Source organism: Dyadobacter psychrophilus (assembly GCF_900167945.1).
In the GTDB taxonomy this organism is placed as follows: Bacteria; Bacteroidota; Bacteroidia; order Cytophagales; family Spirosomataceae; genus Dyadobacter; species Dyadobacter psychrophilus.
In genome coordinates this window covers 314,493-336,784 of the sequence record NZ_FUZA01000003.1, presented here as the reverse complement: position 1 = coordinate 336,784, position 22,292 = coordinate 314,493, and the positions used below count along the sequence as shown (strand labels likewise).

At 43.9% G+C, this 22,292-nt stretch carries 18 protein-coding genes; 9 read left to right on the top strand and 9 right to left on the bottom strand.

The features are described from left to right. Window positions 1-175: 175 nt before the first annotated feature. Window positions 176-2,032 (top strand): M1 family metallopeptidase, encoded by a 1,857-nt coding sequence (locus B5X68_RS15235; protein WP_082215603.1) that lies wholly within the window; start codon window positions 176-178, stop codon window positions 2,030-2,032. A 2-nt stretch (window positions 2,033-2,034) separates the two neighbouring features. Here the strand turns inward: B5X68_RS15235 and B5X68_RS15230 are convergent, their stop codons facing one another. From B5X68_RS15230 to B5X68_RS15220, 3 genes are all read right to left on the bottom strand, one after another. Then, window positions 2,035-4,602, bottom strand: a complete 2,568-nt coding sequence (locus B5X68_RS15230; RefSeq protein ID WP_082215602.1) for a DUF5686 and carboxypeptidase regulatory-like domain-containing protein — start codon at window positions 4,600-4,602, stop codon at window positions 2,035-2,037. A gap of 104 nt (window positions 4,603-4,706) precedes the next feature. Then, a complete protein-coding gene (locus tag B5X68_RS15225; RefSeq protein WP_082215601.1) occupies window positions 4,707-5,414 on the bottom strand; it encodes a DsbA family oxidoreductase in 708 nt (235 codons plus the stop codon). Between the two features lie 24 nt (window positions 5,415-5,438). Further along, entirely contained in the window at window positions 5,439-6,071 is a 633-nt protein-coding gene (locus B5X68_RS15220; protein WP_082215600.1) for an NAD(P)H-dependent oxidoreductase, read from the bottom strand. Window positions 6,072-6,165: 94 nt separating this feature from the next. Here B5X68_RS15220 and B5X68_RS15215 point away from each other — a divergent pair, with 94 nt between their 5' ends. Further along, window positions 6,166-6,543 (top strand): winged helix-turn-helix transcriptional regulator, encoded by a 378-nt coding sequence (locus B5X68_RS15215; RefSeq protein WP_082215599.1) that lies wholly within the window; start codon window positions 6,166-6,168, stop codon window positions 6,541-6,543. A 426-nt stretch (window positions 6,544-6,969) separates the two neighbouring features. On the opposite strand, the gene B5X68_RS15205 is transcribed toward B5X68_RS15215, so the two are convergent. After that, a complete protein-coding gene (locus B5X68_RS15205) occupies window positions 6,970-7,968 on the bottom strand; it encodes a DUF6973 domain-containing protein (protein ID WP_141110311.1) in 999 nt (332 codons plus the stop codon). 263 nt (window positions 7,969-8,231) lie between these two features. After that, window positions 8,232-9,311 carry a class II fructose-bisphosphate aldolase gene (fbaA, locus tag B5X68_RS15200; RefSeq protein ID WP_082215596.1) on the bottom strand — a complete coding sequence of 360 codons (1,080 nt, stop codon included), beginning with the start codon at window positions 9,309-9,311 and terminating at the stop codon, window positions 8,232-8,234. Window positions 9,312-9,495: 184 nt separating this feature from the next. Here fbaA and B5X68_RS15195 point away from each other — a divergent pair, with 184 nt between their 5' ends. The 7 genes from B5X68_RS15195 to B5X68_RS15165 all read left to right on the top strand — a co-directional run bounded on the left by B5X68_RS15195 (window position 9,496) and on the right by B5X68_RS15165 (window position 18,380). Beyond that, complete coding sequence (locus tag B5X68_RS15195) at window positions 9,496-9,789, top strand: hypothetical protein (protein ID WP_082215595.1); 294 nt, start codon at window positions 9,496-9,498, stop codon at window positions 9,787-9,789. Beyond that, window positions 9,786-10,991: a hemolysin family protein gene (locus B5X68_RS15190; protein ID WP_082215594.1), complete on the top strand. Its 1,206-nt coding sequence runs from the start codon at window positions 9,786-9,788 to the stop codon at window positions 10,989-10,991. Before B5X68_RS15195 ends, B5X68_RS15190 begins: the two co-directional genes overlap by 4 nt. A 26-nt stretch (window positions 10,992-11,017) precedes the next feature. Then, the gene (gene bla / locus B5X68_RS15185) at window positions 11,018-11,914 is read left to right on the top strand and encodes a class A beta-lactamase, subclass A2 (RefSeq protein ID WP_082215593.1); all 897 of its coding nucleotides are present in this window, start codon (window positions 11,018-11,020) and stop codon (window positions 11,912-11,914) included. Between the two features lie 41 nt (window positions 11,915-11,955). Continuing rightward, window positions 11,956-12,576, top strand: coding sequence for an ABC transporter ATP-binding protein (locus B5X68_RS15180; protein WP_082215592.1), 621 nt, complete (start codon window positions 11,956-11,958; stop codon window positions 12,574-12,576). Window positions 12,577-12,594: 18 nt separating this feature from the next. Continuing rightward, on the top strand, window positions 12,595-16,047 hold the full coding sequence (locus B5X68_RS15175; RefSeq protein WP_082215591.1) for a T9SS type B sorting domain-containing protein: 3,453 nt from the start codon (window positions 12,595-12,597) through the stop codon (window positions 16,045-16,047). A 28-nt stretch (window positions 16,048-16,075) separates the two neighbouring features. Next, the gene (locus B5X68_RS15170; RefSeq protein WP_082215590.1) at window positions 16,076-16,525 is read left to right on the top strand and encodes a DUF4920 domain-containing protein; all 450 of its coding nucleotides are present in this window, start codon (window positions 16,076-16,078) and stop codon (window positions 16,523-16,525) included. A gap of 73 nt (window positions 16,526-16,598) precedes the next feature. Beyond that, window positions 16,599-18,380 carry an SGNH/GDSL hydrolase family protein gene (locus B5X68_RS15165; protein WP_082215589.1) on the top strand — a complete coding sequence of 594 codons (1,782 nt, stop codon included), beginning with the start codon at window positions 16,599-16,601 and terminating at the stop codon, window positions 18,378-18,380. Between the two features lie 6 nt (window positions 18,381-18,386). On the opposite strand, the gene B5X68_RS15160 is transcribed toward B5X68_RS15165, so the two are convergent. The 4 genes from B5X68_RS15160 to argS form a co-directional block, all read right to left on the bottom strand. Continuing rightward, window positions 18,387-19,280 (bottom strand): 1,4-dihydroxy-2-naphthoate polyprenyltransferase, encoded by an 894-nt coding sequence (locus B5X68_RS15160; protein ID WP_082215588.1) that lies wholly within the window; start codon window positions 19,278-19,280, stop codon window positions 18,387-18,389. A gap of 25 nt (window positions 19,281-19,305) precedes the next feature. Continuing rightward, window positions 19,306-19,683 (bottom strand): DUF5618 family protein, encoded by a 378-nt coding sequence (locus B5X68_RS15155; protein WP_082215767.1) that lies wholly within the window; start codon window positions 19,681-19,683, stop codon window positions 19,306-19,308. 72 nt (window positions 19,684-19,755) lie between these two features. Then, complete coding sequence (locus B5X68_RS15150; protein ID WP_229208433.1) at window positions 19,756-20,313, bottom strand: glutathione peroxidase; 558 nt, start codon at window positions 20,311-20,313, stop codon at window positions 19,756-19,758. Between the two features lie 135 nt (window positions 20,314-20,448). Then, the gene (gene argS, locus B5X68_RS15145; protein ID WP_082215586.1) at window positions 20,449-22,227 is read right to left on the bottom strand and encodes an arginine--tRNA ligase; all 1,779 of its coding nucleotides are present in this window, start codon (window positions 22,225-22,227) and stop codon (window positions 20,449-20,451) included. Between the last annotated feature and the right edge of the window lie 65 nt (window positions 22,228-22,292).

Here is a 22,292-nt window from a genome sequence, read left to right as displayed (position 1 = left end):
AGGAATTTGATTTAAAATCGAAGAATAATCATCGATTTTATGGGGAGAATGATGCCCATTTTTAGAGTTTTTTCTATGCTATGTCCGAATATTATAACGTTCAGTGCGTTGTCAATCCTGATATAACCGAACAAAAGCATTTATTTTGCAATATAACGAACCTAAAATAGTACGAATGAAGTTGAATTTTGTCGTGTTGTTAATGACTGCTTTCAGTTTGCAGGTTTCAGCACAAAGTGATCGTTGGCAGCAGCGAGCGAAATATCAGATGGAGGTTGATTTCGACGCCACGAAACATCAATATAAAGGAAAACAAAAGCTGGTTTACAGCAACAATTCTCCGGACACACTCCAAAAAGTCTTTTACCACTTATTCCTCAATGCGTTCCAGCCAGGTAGCCAGATGGACGTTCGTTCCAGGACAATCAGCGATCCGGACCCGCGTGTTAAAGACCGTATATCCAAATTGACGCCTTCCGAAATTGGTTACGAAAAAGTGCTTTCATTAAAACATAATGGCAAAGCTGTTAAATATGAAGTGGTAGGGACGATCCTGGAAGTAACATTAACCGAAAAGATCCTTCCTAAAACCCAGCATACATTTGAAATGGAATTTGAAGCCCAGGTTCCTGTTCAGATCCGTCGAACCGGTCGCGATAATTCAGAGGGAATCGACTATTCCATGGCGCAGTGGTATCCCAAAATGAGCGAATACGATTACGAAGGCTGGCATGCTAACCCTTATATAGGAAGAGAATTTTACGGTGTATGGGGCGATTTTGATGTAAAACTGACCATTGACGCTTCTTATGTAGTGGCTGCAAGCGGCTATCTTCAAAATCCCGAAAAAATTGGTCATGGCTATTCTAAAAACGAAGTAAAGCACAAGCCGGGCGAAAAACTTACCTGGCATTTCATCGCACCCGAAGTGCACGATTTCATGTGGGCAGCTGACCGCGATTACAAGCATGACGTGGTTAAGGTGGACGACAATCTGGATATGCACTTTTTTTATCAGACAGACACATTAGCGAATGTCTGGAAGGAAATGGAACCACTTGCTGTGCGTTGCTTCAAGATCATGAACGAGAAATTCGGTCGTTATCCTTACAAGCAATATTCGGTGATCCAGGGTGGTGACGGCGGAATGGAATATGCTATGGCAACATTGATCACGGGCCGTCAGAATCTCGGCGGTTTGATTGGCGTAACAGTCCACGAATCCATTCACAGTTGGTTTCAGCAAATTTTAGGGACAAATGAATCGAAATACGCCTGGATGGACGAAGGGTTTACAACCTATGCGCAAAATATTGTGATGGCAGAGCTGTTCCCCAACAGGCTCGATGCGCAGCGGGGAAGCACAACCAGTTACCGGAATCTGGCCAAATCGGGAATAGAAGAACCCTTGACAACCCATGCCGACCATTATAACACAAACCGCGCATACAGCATCGCGAGTTATTCCAAAGGCGCAGTCTTCCTTAATCAGCTTGGTTATATCATTGGAAAGCAAAAGTTAGAAAGCGGCATGAAGCGTTATTTCAATGAGTGGAAATTTAAACATCCAAATCCTAATGATCTGAAACGGATCATGGAAAAAGAGTCTGGTCTGGAACTGGATTGGTATTGGGAGGACTTTGTAGGAACAACCAAAACCATTGATTACGGTATTAAAGAAGTAGTCGCGAATGCAGCCAAAACCACAGTTGTTTTGGAAAAAATAGGACAAATGCCGATGCCCCTGGACGTGGTGGTAAGCTATAAAGATGGAAGTCAGGAGAATTTCAATATTCCTCTTGAACTCATGCGCGGCGAAAAAAGCGAAACATTATATTCAAAAACCACTTATTTGAACGACTGGGGCTGGACATATCCTGAATATTCTTTCTCAATTGACAGAAATCTGGCCGACATTGAAAGGATTGTAATAGATCCAAGCCAAAGAATGGCCGACATTAACCCTGACAACAACACCTATCCGTCGATTTCAAGGGAAATGCCGCGATTTAAGGCGGAAAAAGTCCGGTAAGCTTATCGTCCAAACTTGATGGAAGTTCCCACGCGCCAGCCCATTCCTTTAAAGTGGCTTCCGTGAAACTGGGCGACTGCCTCCAGACGGATGATGCGCAGAATGTCGTCGATGCCATAAACAGCTTCGGTATAGTTGCGGATTGTTGGCACTCTCAAATAATGCAATTGCAGTGTTTCCGAGATGCCGGTAATCCGCAATGCTTCTATACGGGTGAGTGCGAAACGTTGCGAAGTCCAGATCGCATGTGCCTGGAAAAACCAGGAAGATGTGCTGTAACGATAATATTGCAACATCCTAAACTGGTCGGGAGGATAGGCGTATTGAAAAAAGAATTCGTTCCCCATGAAATGCCTGTAATCGGGGAAATACATTTGTTTTGTATCTAGGAAACCGCCTCCATTTACATAATATTCAAGATTACTCCGCGGTCCCAGGCTCAAATTCTGTCTAATGCTTCCCTGTAACATGGAATAATCAACATCTCCTGCAAATCCAAGCCCGGTTTTGTAATTCATACTAAATGATGGGCCTTTGCTTCTCAAATATCGTTTTTCACCGTTTCTGATAAGATATCGCCGCCAGGGCCTTACCGTTGCGGTCAAATCTAAGATTGTTGCGTTATGGATTGGAAAACCGGTATTCTGTAATTCCCTGTTCTCGGGACGGTTTGGTGTGTAATAATATTGGCTCCAAAAAAAGATAGGACGTGCGCTTTCCTGGTTGAAAAGCTCTTTCCGATGCTCAAATTCCAGTCCGGCATTGAAACTGAGGACGTCGGCAATGTTGCTAAGCGAAAATTCAGCGCGCCCATATTGCTTTTGATACAGCTTCATCAAATTCCGGTCAAAAAATCTGGCACCTATGCTGTTTGGCAGCGGTGGGATGGGATTGTTATTATTGATCTGGCTGGCCATTTCGCCTCCTGATAACATGAGATTCCACTTGTTGTTACCAATGTTAGTAGTCAGGTTTCCGTAAACCCGTTTGCGTCCAAACGAATAGCGCACAAGCGGGCTAATGTTAAACCGATACGACTTGCCCCATTTCTTTTCCCACTCAGTGAGGATGTTAATCGCGTTGCCTTCCACCGTGTTGTAACTAATGGAAAGGAGCGGACTTTTGAAATAAAATGTCTTTCTGTTACCCAACGCATACGTATTTCCTGTTACCAAATGCAGTGGCCTGAATGCCAGTGAATCGGGTTTTCGTTTTTCGCGGATGGAATCTTTAACCACTTTAATGCTATCCTGCAGCACATAACTGGTCACCTCTGATTTGGTAAGCGGGATAGGACGGAGCGCTTGCCAGTAAGTGGTGTCCCGCTTATTGGCCATGGAATCGATAATAATGGAATCTTGCCGTACCAACCGGTCGCTGCTGCCTTCAATCTTACGCTCCTTTTTCTGCTCTTTCTCGTACGCTTTGGTAAGTTTTCGGAAGTTTTTAGTAGAGAATTGCTTTTGGTCCTGGATCAGTTTTTCCAGGTTTTCTTTTCGGCTGGCATCCTTTGCTACATTCTCTTTTTTATGATCAGTGATCACAATGTCCTCTTTCAAGCCAGGATCAACGTCCAGCTTTTGGTAGGTCAGGGAAACCAGGTATTTAAATTCTCCTGCAAAGCCGAGGTAACTTCCGTTAATGCGAAATTGCTGATTCACCGGAATCCACACATTCTGAACCGGACTGAAAATCTGCTTTGCTGAAATATTGAGGCCACTTGTAGTCGTTTGCAGGTCGTAGCTATGAATTGCCCATCGATCTTCCAGGATAAAAAGGCTTCCTTTAAAAACCCCCTCGCCGTAAGCGCGCGGAATTACTTTTATTTTGTTGACCAATTGCCCCTGATCTTCAAAATAACCCTCATATTCAAATCGATAGTAGGCAAATGCTTTGGGCGAGAGCGGTGAAATGGTGCCGGCGATTTCCGGACTGTAAAGGCTTGCCAGAATGTACTCGTTAGGAGAAGGGATGCTGTTATCCAGACTGTTACGTGTAGAAACGATTTTTTGCGTGTAACTCGCAGGTCGGCGATATCTTATCTCCGCAACGCTCTCATTAAGAATCGCTTTCCCTTCCTGAACGCCTTCTTTTTTTAATCTTCTTTCTACCAGATAAGGAATTTTCGTCGGTAATGCGGTGCTTCTAGAGTAGACTTTGGCAGTATAACCGCGTAGCTGGAGTTGGTGAAAACGCGCTTTGGCAATCGCCCGCCGCATAATGCTATAAGCCGGATCTTCCTTTCCCTTACCAATAGTCGCCTCACGCAGATTCAGCGCCTGCTCTTCCAGCACAACATTCATTTCGGTAAAATCCGAGCCGACTGTTATATTTTTGGAAATGCTCTTGAATCCTAAAAATTGAAAAACAATTTCGTAAGATCCTGGTGCTAAGGCGAATTCATATTCGCCTTCTTCATTGGCCATTGTCCCATTGCTGGTTCCTTTAACAGCCACGCCCGCGTAAGCGAGCGCTTCGCCTTTTGCCGTCGAGATACGACCCTTAATCCCGCCCGCGTTCAGCTGCGACTGTAAACCAAAAAAAATTATCAGAAGCAACGCGACGCGCATAGAGGTAGAATATCATTTTATGCAATAAGCACAAATTAGATGAAATTTCTGATTTGTGCCTTTGCTGACTCTCCTCTATAACCGTACCAAGATAATGTTATCCATTAATCACATTGCCCGTCGACTGTGCAATTCGCACCGTCGGCTAAGGAAACCAATGGTTCAGGGTTTGCTTGCTGCCATTCGGAGAAGGATTTTTCCAATGCTCCTAAAAATGTTTCCGGCTGCTGCGCACCTGAAACGGCATATTTTCGGTCCAGAACGAAGAACGGAACGCCGCGGGCACCGACTTGCTGCGCCTCATATATGTCATTTCTCACCTCGTCACTGAATTTTGAGCTTTCCAAAACAACTTTCAATTCCTCTGTATCCAGCCCTATTTCAGCACCCAAATCCAGCAATGTTGCATGATCCGCGGTGTTTTTACCATCTGTAAAGTATGCTTTAAACAATTGTTCTTCCGCATTATCGCCTTTACCCTTTGTTTTTGCATATTGAACAAAACGGTGCGCATCAAACGAATTGGCAACTACCGCTTTGTCCATATTGTATTCCAAACCCACTTCGGCGGCAATCGAGCTCACATGGTCGTTCATTTGGGCAGCGTAATCGGGAGACCAGCCTTTCACTTCTGCGAGGTAATCGTTAATACTTTTTCCAGGCTCCGTTTTCATGGCCGGATTTAGCTGGAAACTTTTCCATTCAACCAGAATTTTTTCTTTCTGAGGAAATTGTTCCAATGCCTTTTCAAATTTCCGCTTGCCGATGTAGCAAAACGGACACATAACATCACTCCATATCTCAACTTTCATTATTTCAGTCGGTTAGATTATTTATCAGATGGAAATAAAAAGTTCTTCCTTAGACCTTCTTACTTTTTTTGCTTTTGACAAGCCGTCATTCTCACTATCGCGGTAACCCAGTGTCATAATAACAACACTTTTCAACCCTTTTTCGGTCAATCCTAGAATGTCGTCTAGCTTTGCACTATTAAAGCCCTCCATTGGCGTTGCATCCACGTGCTCCGTAGCCGCTGCAACCAGTGCATGACCAAGTGCAATGTATGCCTGCCGCGCTGCCCAGTTAAAATTTCCTTCGTCAGAACGGGCTTCGATGCTGTTAGTAACATTCTCATGAAATTTGGCCAACGATTCCACGGAAATACCGCGTGTCGTCGCGATCAGTTGCATGTACTCGGTGATTTGGGCAGCCGTAATTTTATCCCAGGCAGCAAAAACAAGCAAATGCGACGCATCCGGGATTTGTGGTTGCGGAGCAGCTTCCTTAAAGATCCTGTTCTTCGTTTCCTGATCACTGATCACAACGATATTATAGGGTTGCAAGCCAGCAGATGACGGCGATAACTTGATGGCTTCCAATATTGTATTCAATTTTTCTTGCGGAACTGCCTGTCCATTCATTCTTTTGGCAGCATATCTCCAGTTCAGGTCTTCAATTAGGTTATTCATTTCAAATATTTTAGTAATTTCGATGTGCAAACTTAAATAAATAAGCTATACATTTGTAAGTACTATACCAAAGTATAGTTTAAAAAGTTCAGTCATGGAAACAGAAGAATTAGAGACCGCAGCAAAAAAAACTCCTCATACACATGGAGAATGCACAAAAAGCATCCTGCCAGTCCGCGACGCATTGGAAGTTTTAAGTGGAAAGTGGAAATTACCGATCATTATCTCCCTGATCTTCGGCAACAAACGCTTCTCCCAAATAGCCAAAGAGATCCCAGGCATCACCGACAAAATGTTATCCAAAGAGCTGCGGGATCTGGAAGCGAATTGTTTGGTAAAAAGAACTGTCTATGATTCGATTCCCGTCGTCGTAGAATATACATTAACCGATTACGGACATACATTGAAGCCGGTTATTGAAGTGCTGCGGAACTGGGGCGTAGCGCATAGGGAACGGATCATGCATCTATAACGGATTCATATTCTGCATTGTAATGGCCGGTAAGCCCGTTTTGATTCTACTTCGCCTCTTCAATCCTGTCCTTGTAAATGTTGTATTTGGCTGGATTAGAGTCCAAATAGTACCAATTTGTAAAGTATGAAAGTCCAAGAAACACAGAATCACTATCACTAAAAAAGGAGGTAAGTACAATGCTACCCTCTGATACTTTCACATCCCTTTTTATGTTGAAGGTTAACGTCTCTGTTTCTCCGGGGCTAACATTTTTGAAAATCCACTTTGTTAAACCGTCACTTGCATCAATCCTGATTTGTTTAATTGTAGTGTCAGTTTTATTGGTAATTAGGTAATGGATATCAAACTTCTTTTTATAAAACTTATCCTCGCACGAAAAATTGGCAAGAATGATAAGCACTATCAATGATTTATATAGATTTCTCATTTGAGCCTAACAAGAATGTTTAGAGGACCATTGCTTATTTCTGCGGAACTGGCAGCCATCCGGTCGTTAAGGGATTTGATGTAAGTGTATATCTCGTCATCAGTTTTAGTTACTTTCACGTTATAGTCAAAAATGTTCTTTTTGTATTTCTGGGCAATTTGTGAGAAATAAAGGAGCCCAACCAGATTATTAAATAGATCCATATCTTTACTTAATGCTTTGTTCTGCGGAACATCGCATTCATGAGCTTCTGTAAGTCCTTGAACTACACCCATTGCTTCGCCCACTGAACCGTACCGATAAGCTGCGTATTTTCCCAAATAAACATTCCAAATGGCATGACGATTTGCATCTTGTCTTTCGTCTTCCAGAACACCTGCTTTTGACTTTGCCAAATCTCTTGCCTTATCCATTCCACCCTTATCTAGTCTCAAATGGGTTGCATAATACCATTCGTCGCAGGAATTTGAAGTTCCATAAGAAGTTCTAAGATTGGATTTGGTTCTGCCACTCCTGGATGCAGCCACAGAAATCGCAACCTCATAACCCATCAATTTCTCAACATATTGGAAAACGATGTCTTGATTCTCAATAATTTGTTCGGTTGATAGTTTTGGGAAATATGGTTTGTACTCTTCTGGAGTTGCATTATCAAAATCGGGATAATTTTTTCGCACGCCTTCGACAATTTCGTCAAATGTATTTCCATTGATAGTCCGTAAGTGAGAGGCGCCGTTCAAATTTTCAGTTAAAGCGATATATTCCAGATCACTTGGACTGAAATCCAAAATTTCTTCCGGATATGCAATGGGCATTTGAGCACTTAAATTCTTGTATATCACTTCTTTCATGTCTGCTTGCTTTTCAGCCTCAATCTTCTGCCGAACACGAGTGTCATGTTCGCATCCTGTAAATACCATTGTTGCGGCTAACAACATTATAAATTTGTTGATGGAGGGTAAAAGGCAGACTGCTTTTTGTAATGTAAATCCCATAAATGCGAAAGGTTTAATGTTGAAAGTTTTATAGGTCAACCCGATAGGATCGACTTAAACTCTTTCGCAATCTATGTGAGATCAATGCAGGGCCTTGTAGAAGGATTAAGAGTAATTATTCGCCGGTGCGGTTGACTGATCTGCCGGTCGGAATTGCCTGTTATTCGGGGATTAAAGAGGTTTGGATGGCGGAACGGCCGGAAGCAACACAAAAAAAGCAACCCTCGCAGGTTGCTTTTTCTTACCGATAAAACCAGAGCAAATCACCCCAGCTGGTTAATGCAGTTCAAATCTTCAAACGCAAGTTTCAGGCGTTGGATCATGCTTTCTTCGCCTTTGCGTAGCCATACGCGTGGGTCGTAGTATTTCTTGTTTGGCGAATCGGGGCCATTTGGATTACCCAATTGACTCTGCAGGAAGCCTTCATTTTCTTTGTAATATTTTAGAAGTCCTTCCCAGGTTGACCATTGCATATCGGTATCAATGTTCATTTTGATCGCTCCGTATTCGATGGCCTCGCGGATTTCTTCGCGGGAAGAGCCTGATCCTCCGTGAAATACGAAGTTAACAGGCAATTCAGCCGTTCCGAACTTCTCCTGGATAAATTGCTGCGAGTTGCGAAGGATTTTCGGCTCCAATTTCACATTTCCCGGCTTATAAACACCGTGAACATTACCAAATGCTGCTGCGATAGTGAAATTCGGAGAGATTTTAGAAAGCTCTTCGTAAGCGTAAGCAACTTCTTCTGGTTGCGTATAAAGTTTCGAGCTGTCCACGTCGCTGTTGTCAACGCCGTCTTCTTCTCCACCCGTTACACCTAACTCAATTTCAAGCGTCATGCCGATTTTAGCCATGCGCTCGAAGAATTTTGCTGAGATTTCAATGTTCTCTTCGATCGGTTCTTCCGAAAGGTCCAGCATGTGCGAGCTGTACAAAGGGATACCGTGCTGGTCGAAATAACGCTCGCCTGCATCAAGAAGACCGTCGATCCAGGGAAGCAACTTCTTTGCGCAATGGTCTGTGTGCAAAATCACGGGAATGCCGTAAAGTGCTGCCATTTGGTGCACATGCATCGCACCGGAAATTCCACCTGCGATCGCAGCCTGCTGATTGGTGTTGGAAAGACTTTTTCCAGCGTAAAATATTGCACCGCCATTAGAAAACTGAATGATAACGGGGCTGTTAACCGCTTTGGCAGTTTCAAGAACTGCATTTACTGAGTTGGTTCCTACCACGTTAACCGCCGGAAGGGCATAGTTATTTTCGTTGGCGTGGCGGAAAATTTCGCTAACTCCGTCACCGGTTACAACACCGGGCGCAAAGCGTTTTGTGGTTTCGCTCATAGTAATAAAGAATATTTTTTCAAGAATAAATTTTACAATTCAGATATAAAAAATGAACTGCGCGGGAATCCCTGCAAGTTAGGTATTTTACAGAAAATGGAGGAAATATCAATGGTATATTATGCTTTATGACGAAGATTAATCTATCTATAATCGTTTTAGCGCAATCTGCGTATCTTTGAAAATGATTGAATTTGCAGGCGTTTCCCTGCAAGACTGTATTACCAAAGAATTATTGATGAATTCCAAACTGACCAGAACGATTTTGCTTGCCCTCACACTCGGCTTTTTTGTGGTGTGGGTGCTGGAATTTCGCAGGACAACAATGTTTGAAAGTTACTGGCTCCTGCTGCTAAGCATTCTTTGTCTGCTTACATTTCAGTTTAGCAGATTAAAAGCGTCCTTATTGGCCAAGAAAGAACCTGAAATGAAAGTTGATGTAAAGAAACCCAAGCCGGTTAAATCTGCAAAAAAATGAGCATGCTATTCCTGGGTTTAACGGTCGTGTTTTTTATCCTCGCGGGTTACTATGGGGCTGTGAGATCTGTTTTGCTGGATGTTTCCATTGATCGCTATTCATTGCGGCACGAAAAATCAGAAGAGGTTTATCAAACATTATACTGGCGCAGGATCTTGCGTATGATCCGGTTGTTGACCGTCGCGGTTGGCTGTTTCTGGGCCATAGCGACGTTTTATCCGGTTTTTTTAATCGATCTTGGCGTTCATGAAGGAGCACTGGTAGCCGGAATGTTCGCGATCTTAATCGTTATCTGGATGGCTAGTTATTCCAGCTGGGTGAAAATCGGTCGCGCCTTTCCAAAAATCTTAGATCTTTCTGCGTTCCCGGTTCGCTTTGCCGAGTGGGTCATTACACCGCTTTACTGGGTTGTTGAGCCTTTTGTAAAGGAAAATATTTTGTCACCTTCGCTGCGTGATGATGCGATTTCTGCTGATGATCCCGACTTCGATGATCACAGCATTGAAGAACGAATGTTTATCAATGCATTGGATTTCAAAGATTTACGGATCAGGGATTGTATGATTCCCAGGACGGAAATTTCGGCGGTGAATGTTAATGCAAGCATTGAAGATTTGCGGACAGCATTTCTCACCAGCGGCCACTCCAAAATCATCGTACACCGCGAATCCGTGGATGAGGTTTTGGGTTATTGCCATGCATTATCCCTTTTCAAAAAACCAAAAGAAATTAGCAACATCATTACGCCGATCCTGATTGTGCCGGAGGCAATGCCTGCAAGCGATTTAATGCTGCGGTTCCTGGAAGAAAGACGAAGCCTAGCACTGGTTGTGGATGAATTTGGAGGAACCTCTGGCTTGGTCAGTGTGGAAGATGTTGTTGAGCAGATTTTTGGTGAAATACAGGACGAATATGACTCCACCGAGGATTGGACCGAACGTAAGCTGGATGATGACAGCTATATTTTAAGCGCCCGTCACGAGCTGGATTATTTAAATGAAAAATATGGGTGGGAGCTTCCCGAAGGTGATTACGATACATTGGCCGGCATGTTGATAGACTATTTTGGCGACTTGCCCGAAGTGAACGAAACGGTAAGCATTCCGCCTTATGCATTCCAGGTCGTTTCTATGCAGGACACCCGCATCGAGCTCGTGAGGTTAACGATTGAAGAAAGAGAAAAGAAAACCGAAAAGAGTTAACAGAAAAAAGAAAATTGGCCAACCAAATGAAGATAAAGACATTACGCATCCTGTTTATAACGATATTCTTTTTGCCGAATTTATTATTAGCTCAAAAGACAGATTTTAAAAGCCAGTTAGAAAGCATTACCAAGCAAGTTGATGGCATCACAGGCGTTGCCATCGAGGATCTCCAAAGGAACGAAACGACTATTCTGAATCCGGATCACAAGTTTCCCATGCTAAGCTCCTTTAAGTTTCCAATCGCAATGGCCGTTCTGGATCAGATCGATAAAGGAAAACTTTCGCTGACTCAGAAATACCACCTTACCAAAGAAGACGTTCAGCTTAAAACTTACAGCCCGCTACGAGACAAATATCCCGACGGAAATGTCGATCTGACCATTGCTGACCTCTTGACAAGTATGGTTTCATTGAGTGATAACATTGCCTGCGACATTCTTTTCAAGCTCGCTGGCGGCACAAAACCGGTTCAGGATTATGTGCATAGTTTGGGCGTTAAGGACATTGCTATTGTTGCTAACGAAGAGCAGATGGGGCAGGATTGGAATGTTCAATATACCAATTGGTGCAAGCCGGGCGCTATGCTGCAATTGCTTGAAATTTTTTACAAAGGAAAAAATCTTTCCAAACCCAGCCACGAATTTCTCTCCAAAATTATGATCGATGGGCCGACCGGATTGAACCGGATCAAAGGTCAATTGCCAAAAGACGCGGTTGTGGCGCATAAAACGGGAACTTCCGGAACAAATGATAAAGGCGTTACGGCTGCTGTTAATGATGTGGGCATTGTGAAAATGCCGGATGGCAGAAGCTTCGCGATTGTTTTATTTGTCTCCAATTCAACAGCCGACTTGAAAGCAATTGAGCTGGTCATGGCGCAGGTTTCCAAGGCAGCATTTGACCATTATGCAGCAAAATAGAAGATTTCGCGGCCGCCTTCATCATTATAAGTTTTTGAAAAGTGAAGATATCAGTTGAAAAAATAGGGAAAAAATTTGTCAAGGAATGGATTGTACGCAATGCCAGTTTTGAGCTGTTGGCCGGACAACAATACACATTTGTGGGGCCGAATGGCAGCGGGAAATCGACATTGCTTCAATTATTAACCGGCATCATGCCCGCTTCTGAGGGCACAATTAAATACATTGATAAAACAGGCAAAGAAATCGAAGTCGATCATTGGTACAAACATCTGGTTGTGGCGGCGCCCTATCTTGAACTGATCGAAGAGTTCACATTGCGCGAACTGATCCAGTTTCATAGCAAGTTCAAGCCATTCAAAAATGGGCTTTCATTTAACGATTTCGAAGATTTTATTCAATTATCACATGCAAGCGGCAAGACGCTCCGGCATTTTTCTTCGGGCATGAAACAGCGCGTGAAGCTGGGCCTCGCTTTTATGTCCGATGTTCCCGTGATTTTTCTTGATGAACCCACGACCAACCTGGACGTTCTGGGCATCAACTGGTATCTTGATCATGTAATTCATCACACACAAAATCAGCTTGTTTTGCTCGGTTCAAACGTGAAACAGGAATATGAATTTTGTGAAAATATCATTTCAGTTTCTGCGTTCAAATAGAAAACAGCGGAGCCCTATATGCGGAAAAATTTACGTCCAATCGTTTTACTTTTCCTGTTTCTAACCTGCATCATCGGCAACTGCTTTGCTGCCGGAATGCATTTTATTCAAAACCGCGGGCAATGGGAATCGGACATATTATTCCGCACCGAAATCCCGGGTGGGTTTCTTTTTTTGAAAAAACAATCACTCGTTTACGTATTATATGACGCCGCGCAGGTTTCTGCGAATCATGGAAAAAAGCCCGTGGCTTCTCCCGGTGCGAGGGACAATAGCAAATTCATTTCTGCGCATGGGGTTGAGGTGAATTTTCTGGGAAATTCGGCCAATGTAAAGTATACTGCAAATGCGCCCATTGAGACTGGCTTCAACTATTTCCTTGGAGAAAAAGAACAGAATTGGGCAGGTGGCGTAAAAGGTTTTCAGGAGGTGATTTATCAAAATCTCTACGATGGCATTGATATGCGGGTTTATTTGCATCAATTCAAACTGAAATACGAATTTATCGTCCATCCGCAAGCTGATCCTTCGCAAATCAGGATGAAATACAATGGTGCTGAAAAGGTTTCTGTGAATGAAAGTGGTCAGATCGTTGTAAAAACGAGCATTGGGGAGTTCAAGGAAGCGGAGCCGTATTCGTTTCAGCGAATCAATGCGAGGACGACGGAAGTGTCTTCTAAATTTTTATTATCCGCTGATCATGTTGCCACATTCAATATTCCAAAGGCATATAATAAATCAGAAAAGCTTACCATTGATCCGGAACTGATTTTTTCCACTTATTCCGGCTCGGTTGCGGATAACTGGGGACATACGGCGACTTATGATGACGAAGGTAATCTCTATTCCGGCGGGACGGTTTTTGGAACTAATTTCCCGGCAACGGTGGGCGCTTTTCAAACAAAGTTCGAAGGCCAGGTAGACGTTTCGATCATGAAATTTACGCCGGACGGCAGCAAACTCCTTTACGCCACATTCCTCGGAGGCGGTAACACCGACATTCCCAGCAGCTTGATCGTTAACAGCAAGAAGGAATTACTGATCCTGGGCACAACGTCTTCCAAAAATTTCCCCACCCGGACCGGCGCTTTTCAAACAGCATTTGGCGGCGGGACAAAGGTGATTCCCATTTCAGGACTGGACCTTGAAAACGGCTCCGACATTTTTGTATCCAAATTAAGCACGGACGGCAAACAACTGACGGCGTCAACCTTTATCGGAGGCAATGGAAATGACGGGGTCAGCATCACCGACCTTGCGGCCATTCGCAACTATGGCGATAGTTTCAGGGGCGAAATCGGGATTGATAAGGATGACAATGTGCTCATTGTTTCCTCGACCAATTCAGTCAATTTTCCTTTAAAAAATGCCGTTCAAGCAAAATTCGCTGGCGTTCAGGATGGCGTGATTCTGAAATTTAATGCGGGCTTGAATAGTTTGCTATGGAGCACATTTGTCGGCGGAAATGAATGGGACGCAGCTTATTCGCTCAAAGTTTCGGCCTTAGGAGACATTTATGTTGCAGGGATTACGCAAAGCAAAAATTTACCGATCACTGCTTCTTCCTATCAAAAGGCCCTGAATGGAACGGAGGACGGATTTGTGGCACATTATGCCAATGATAAATTGCTCGGCACAACCTATCTGGGAACGGCTAACCAAGATGGCGCTTATTTGCTGGATCTGGACGCGAGCAACAATGTATATGTTTATGGCCTTACCAATGGCCCTTACCCGGTGAGCCAGGGTGTATATCAAAATGCGAAGAGTGGTCAATTTGTGCATGCCTTAGACGCTGCTTTGTCGAAAACAATTTTTTCAACGGTCATCGGATCCGGCAGGGGAGTTCCTGATATTTCACCAACTGCATTTTTGGTGAGCGAATGCGGAAACATTTATCTGGCTGGATGGGGCGGCAATGTGAACTCTTCCACCGGCAACAACCCAAACAGCACAACTACGAATTTGGTCGTCACGGATGATGCGATCCAGTCACTAACGAATGGAAACAATTTTTATATCGCCATTTTGGAGCAAGGGGCAAAATCATTGTTGTATGCCACTTACTTCGGAAGTCGCGACCGTTCAGGCCAGGTGCAGGGCGATCATGTGGACGGCGGAACGAGCCGGTTTGACAAAAATGGGACCATTTACCATGCAACTTGTGCTTGTGGAGGCAGCGGCTTTCCGGTTACACCACAGGCCTGGTCGAAGACAAACAATAGCGAGAATTGCAACAATGCTGCTTTCAAAATAGATATTGACCGTCTCAAAGCCGATTTTGATGTGTATTCAGGAAGCACGAAGGACGTTTTGCGCGGTTGTGCGCCTTTGTCGTTATCATTTGTAAATATGAGTGAAGGCGGCGTGGATTACATTTGGGATGTTGGCGGAAGTACTTTTTCTCGTGAGGAAGACCAGTCGGAATACACCTTTACAAAACCGGGCGAATATACGGTCACTTTGAAAGCATATAATCGGCTGAGTTGCAAACGTGTGGATGTTGCACAAAAGAAAATTATCGTCGAAACACTGAATAGCAAGATCAAAGCGGATACGACGGTTTGTGAAAACACGAAATTGCAGCTTTGGGCTTCGGGAGGAACACAGTACAAATGGTCGCCTGCCACAGGCATGGATAATGCAGCGACTGCAATGCCTTCGGTCACTGTTCGGGAAGATGCCGAATTTTCTGTAGAGATCAGCAATGCGAGCGGCTGTAAGGTTACGGAGAAGATGAAGGTTTCTGTTGATAAAAAGACCGATTTCATTGATATGCCAGATGTTGAAGTTTGCGCGGGAGCCACAGTTGTACTGTCTGTTTCAGGTGACGGAACAAAATATCGCTGGCTGGCAACGGACGGACTGGAAGAAACCATCGGTAAATCGGTCACGGTCAAGCCAACGAAAACAACGACTTATACCATTGAAGGCACATATGCGGACGGCTGCCGCCCAGTGCGGGAGATCACAGTTAAAGTTGACAGGACGCATGAGCCGATATTTGAAATCAGCCAGTCAGGCGGAGCCTGCAATGCGCCGTTTAGCTATTCAATGTCTAATAACACAAAGAATGCACAGCGATATGAGTGGAATCTGGGAACCGGCAATCCCGTTTCAGATCCGGAGATTAATGAATATATTTACGAAACGCCCGGTGAATATACTATAACACTAACTGCTTATAACAGTGCAGGATGTGCTTTAACGGCATCAAAGAAAATAACGGCATCGCCGCCATTTACGCTGGCCAATGTGATCACGCCCAACGGCGATGGCAAGAACGATTTATTCATAGTTCCGGTTTTGCCCGCGTCCCTGGAAGTGTTCAACAGATGGGGAAAGTCGGTTTTTAAAGCCGCAGATTATAAGAATGACTGGGGCAAAGGAATTGGAAACGGGACGTACTTTTATGTGGTAGACACGCCTCACGGAAACCATTGCAAAGGCTGGGTAGAGGTTTTGGAATAATTATCTTACACTTAAACACATATCAGAAATGAAGAAAGCAATGATGCTAATGATGCTTTTAACTTGCACATTGGCCGTAAAAGCGCAAACGCCCAATCATTTTGGCAAGGAGATTAATGAAAGCAAAGCCATTGAAGCCAGCGCACTGCCTGAAAAAATGGGCGACAAAACGGAAATGGCGGCCAAAGTAAGCGGTCAGGTGGAATCGGTTTGCCAGGTAAAAGGCTGCTGGATGGCAGTAAAGCTTGATAATGGTGAAACAATGCGGGTAATGTTCAAGGATTACGCATTTTTTGTTCCCAAAGACATTAGTGGTAAAACAGTTGTTTTTGAAGGACAAGCTCAAAAGAAAACAATTCCAGTCGAGCATTTGCAACATTATGCAAAAGATGCCGGCCAGAGCAAAGAGGAAATTGAAAAAATCACTGAACCAAAGGATGAATTGACATTTATTGCGGACGGTGTGATCATTAAATAATTCCGTTCTTCAAAGTAAGAAACAGGCGAATGGGCACTTTTGAACATATTTAGAAGTATCCATTTTCCTTTATATGAAGTTCAAAACCGCCTTCGCCTGCATTGGGTTTATCCTTTCTTTCCATTTCACTTTTGCTCAAACTGCCAAAATAAACTGGTGGAACCCGCAAGCCGCCACATTACCAGTTTTAGAAGGACAAGCGTGGCCAAAGGAGGTGAAAAATCCGTACGACAGGTTGCCAGCGCGTGCGGAAAAGCAGGTTAGAGAGCAAGTTTGGGGGTTGTCGAACCAGTCTGCCGGTTTAATGTTGCGGTTTCGTGCCAATTCATCTGAGATAAACGTTCGTTATGTTGTAAATGGGAAGCATGCGCTGCCGCACATGCCTGCAACAGGCGTGAGCGGCGTGGATCTTTACGCAATCTCCAGCGACGGTGACTGGCGTTGGTGCGCAGGAAAATATGCCTTTGGTGATACGATAACTTATACTTTCAAAAATCTCGAACCCAATGATTCTTATCACAAAAAGGGCCGGGAATACAGACTTTATCTTCCGTTATATAACAGTGTGAAATGGCTGGAAGTAGGCACGCCGGAAGGGACAGAATTTACACCACTCCCCACCAGGCCTGACAAACCCATCGTCATTTACGGCACGTCCATCGCACACGGCGCGTGTGCATCCCGGCCGGGGATGGCGTGGACAGCGATTTTGGGTCGGAAGCTGGATCAGCCGCTCATTAACCTCGGATTTTCGGGCAACGGCCGGCTTGAAGAGGAAGTGGTTAGCATTGTGTCGGAAATCGATGCCAAAGTATTTGTGCTGGATTGTCTTCCTAATCTCACAATCCGCCCGGATTCAAAACTTGGCATCACCATTCAGGATGTGAAAAACAGGATTCTCGCAACGACCAGAACATTGCGTAAAAAGCATCCGAACACACCCATTGTCCTGGCTTCACATGCGGGTTATACGGACGAGGATATAAATCCGCAGAGCAAGCATTTTTACAGTGAAGTGAATGAAACTTTGAAGGAAGCTTTTGCGCAACTCAAATCGGAGGGCGTTCAGCAATTATTTATCATTCCAAAAGCAGATTTCGGGCAGGATATTGAGACAATGGTGGACGGGACGCATCCCAACGACCTTGGCATGATGCGATATGCAGAAGGATACGAGAAACATTTGCGCCAGATTTTGCACGAATACAAAGGCACAGCTTCTACGACACATCCGGTGATTCAGCTTCGGGAACTGAATAATTACGATTGGGAAGCGCGGCATCTTGAAATTTTAGATTTAAACAAAAAGAATCCGCCTGCAACAGTCATTATTGGCAACTCAATCACGCACTTTTGGGGCGGACTTCCGAAAGGGCCGCGTGCCAACGGAGCGGAGTCGTGGGACAATACTTTTGGTAAAAATGCAAGAAACATGGCCTATGGCTGGGACCGCATTGAGAATGTCCTATGGCGCATTAACCACGGCGAACTGGACGGATATGCTGCTAAACAGGTTTTTGTGAACATTGGCACTAATAACCTGCACCTAAATTCGGACGCGGAAATTGTAGAAGGCTGGCTGCAACTAGTCGACGCAATCAGATTTCATCAGCCCGATGCGGAAATTACAATGCTGGGAATTTATCCAAGGCGCCAGCAAGAGGGAAGAGTGGCGGTGATTAATGAGAAACTGGCTCAGTTAACGGGAGAAACGGGTGTGAACTTCCTGGATCCGGGTAAAGTGTTCCTGCAAAAAGATGGGAAAATAGACGAATCACTTTTCTCGGACGGCCTGCATCCCAATGCGAAAGGATACAAATTGCTGGGAGATGCGATTAAGCCGTATGTGAAATAATCGGGCTTATAGGACAATTCCTATGCCGAATAAAATCACAAAAAGCAGCGTAGAAAGCGCCATTTGTTTCAAGTACGGATCCAGTTCGCTTGCTTTTTTTAACCTAGAAATGGCCAAACCATTTTTGATGAATAACGGGAAGCTAAGGAGAAATATAAGGCTGGTATAACCCGAAAAGTGCTCAGCGATATAAACCGAAACGCATAACATTCCAACGATTAATATCGTCCAGTGATAAGCAATTGCTTTCTCACGCCCAAGCCGCACGGGGATCGAATTTTTTCCCGTTGCTTTATCCGATTCAATGTCCCTGATATTGTTAATGTTCAAAACCCCGACAGCGAAAAGTCCGCAACTGGTAGCGGGTAGGAGCAGGCCCCAATCCCAGACATGCGTGTGAAGATAACTGCTTCCGAGCACACCAACCCATCCAAAAAATATCAAAACCGACAGATCGCCCAGGCCGACATAACCATAAGGCCGTTTCCCGGCGGTGTAAGTGATCGCAGCAATAATGCATGCAATGCCTACGCCAAGAAAAACCCAGAAAACGTTAGTGGGAGCGCCCTTCAAGGCGATGATCAAAAGTGAAATCCCGGAAATCAGCGCTAAAACCGAAAACAGAATAATTGCCTTCAACATTGTAGCAGCCTGAATATGGCCGGAATGAACGGCTCTGCGCGGTCCTTCGCGCAATTCGGTGTCTTTTCCGTTGACCGCATCGCCGTAATCATTGGCAAAATTGGATAGGACTTGTAGTAAAATAGTCGTTAACACGCTCAACCCTGCCACCGGCCAGCTGAATGTTCCGCTCGCAGCCGCCAAAAAACAACCCATTAATATACATGAAAGTGCAAGGGGCAATGTTCGGGGGCGAGCTGCTTCAATCCAGGGATTCATTGAATTATATTAGAGTCGGGTAATGTTAGGCTTGCGATCTTTGCTCCGCCCAGTTTATTATTTTTTCTGCGACGTCTAATCCGGCCTTGGAAATTTCAGCCCTTAAAACGCCATCATAGCTCATTGACAAATGCAAAATATCATATGCTGCCAAAAAATCTGACAAAATCTTTTTGTCAAGAACGGACAGTTCTTTCTGGTACCATTCTACGCTATTTCTAGTCCTTTTCTTTTTATCGCCTAAAATACTATCAAGCGCAACTAAAACACCGGAATAAGCAGTGTGACCAGCCATTTTTACATACTTGCGGTCTTTATAGTAGCCGTCTTCTTTAATTGCTTTTTCTCTTAAAATTTCTTTCGCGTTGGAGATGTAGCGCTTTGCTTCGGTAATGTCTTTCATGCTTAGTGATGTGTATATGATGGAAAATTTTTCAGGCTGCAACATTGCAGCCTGAAAGTTAAAAAGCTTTTCTTAAATGCCAACCGCAGTCAAAAATTCAGGGTCGGTTGGTAATATTTTTGAGGCAAAGAAATTAGTTAATTCACCTTTTTCATTTACAACATATTTGCAAAAATTCCAGGTTGGTACTTTGTCGTTCCAGCCGTTCAAGTCTTTAGTAGTAAGCCATTTGTAAATCGGTGCCTGGTCTTCTCCCAAAACGGAAACTTTTTCGAACATTGGAAAAGTTACACCGTACGTAGCCGAGCAGAATGTTGCGATTTCTTCGCTCGTACCTGGCTCTTGTCCGCCAAAATTGTTTGCCGGAAAACCTAAGACCACTACTTTATCTCCATGTTCTTTATTGAATTTTTCCCAATCTGCATATTGCTTGGTATAACCGCATTTGGAAGCAACATTGAGGATCACCACTTTTTTGCCTTTGTATTTGCTCAAATCAACCGTCTTGTTTCCTACCAACGACTTTACTTTAAAATCATAAAGAGATTGCTTGGCAACAACATCAAAATCGGGTTTCTTCGCCACTTCTGACTTGTCAGCGAAAAGGCCGCTTATTAAACTCGTAATCATAATAAATAATGTTTTCAAAAAGCTCATAATTGTAGTCTGGTTATTGGTTAGTATAGTTATTTAAAGTGAAATACGTGACATTAGACTCATTTTGATTGACTTCCAGTTCTAAACTTACCTAACCGGGTTTCCTCGCTACATTCGCTCTGGAACTTCTATCCCTAGTAACCCCAAAGCCTTCTGAATCGTTTCAGAAACTGCACCTGATAATGCAACTCTGAATTTGACTGAATCCGGGTTAGGATCGGAGAAAATAGAGACCTCCGCATAGAACTGATTATAGACCTTTGCCAACTCAAACGCATACAGCGAAATCACCGATGGAGCAAACTCATTTGCAGCTGCCTGCACGCGAACCGGATATTGCGATAATGCGAAGATCAGCTCCTTTTCCGCCGGATGTAATATATAGCTTACGGGTGGAATCACCGGTTGGATGCGTGACTGTTCCGCTTTTCTTATAATAGAACGGATTCGTGCGTATGTATATTGAATGAATGGTCCTGTATGCCCCTGAAAATCAATAGATTCCTCTGGATTGAAAAGCATTCTTTTTTTAGGGTCAACCTTTAAAAGAAAATATTTCAAAGCACCCAACGCGAGCTGATTATAAAGCTGTTTGGCTTCTGCACTGTCAAAATCATCAATTTTCCCTAGTTCCTGCGTTCTGTCCGCTGCCGTCTGGATCATTTGATCCACTAGGTCGTCTGCATCCACTACAGTTCCTTCACGCGACTTCATTTTTCCGGAAGGCAGATCCACCATTCCGTAACTAATGTGATAACAGCCGTCGGCATATGGTCGGCCAAGTTTTCTCAGAATGGCGAAAAGGACTTTGAAATGATAATCCTGCTCGTTTCCTACCACCCATAAATAGCGATTATTATGAAAGTCGCTGTATTTCAGTTCAGTTGTTCCCAGATCCTGCGTGATATAAACAGAAGTCCCGTCGCCTCGCAAAACCAGCTTTTCGTCCAGTCCTTCCTCGGTGAGGTCGATCCAGACCGAATTGTCTGGTTTTTTATAGAAGATATTATTTTGTAAACCTTCTTCAATAATGTCTTTTCCTAAAAGATATGTGTTTGATTCATAATACGTTTTATCAAATCCAACACCGATCTTATCGTAAGTCTGGCGGAAACCATCGTAAACCCACCCGTTCATCTTATGCCATAATGCGACGGTTTCGGGATCACTATTTTCCCAAAGCAAAAGCAATTTCTGTGCTTCCAGGATCCACGGGGCTTTTTTTGTCGCTTCTTCCTCCGGCATTCCCTGCTCAACGAGCTCCTTAATCTGCGTTTTATATTCCTTATCAAAGAGCACATAATATTTCCCGGCCAGATGGTCGCCTTTCATGCCGCTCGATTCCGGCGTTTCACCATTTCCAAGCTCGCGGTAAGCCAGCATGGACTTGCAGATATGGATTCCGCGATCATTTACCAGACACGTTTTTACAACGTTAAAACCGCTGGCTTTCAGTATTTTGGCAAGGGATTCACCAAGGAAATTATTCCTCAAATGCCCCAGATGGAGTGGTTTATTGGTGTTTGGTGAAGAAAATTCCACCATTACCGATTGCCCGTTTGAAGGAAAACTCCCGAAATTCTGATCATTAAACACATTCGAAAACAATTCCAGCCACGTGGTGTCTTTCAGGCTTATGTTCAGAAAGCCCTGCACAACATTATACTTTTCTGCCACAGAAGAGTGCTCTGCAAGCTCATTTCCTATAATCTGCCCGATTTCCACAGGTGATTTACGGATGAATTTGGTAAGCGGAAAAGTAACAAAAGTGTAAAATCCTTCAAATTCCTTTTTTGTCGGTTGTAAAATGATGTCTTCAACAGTTACATCAAAATGCTTCTGGATTGCTTTTTGAATATCGTCCTTCAGAATTGCTTCAATCGTCATGAATGATGGGGTAAAATGGAAGTGCTTCTTCAAAATCCGAATGACATTTCCCTAAGTTTTTATTT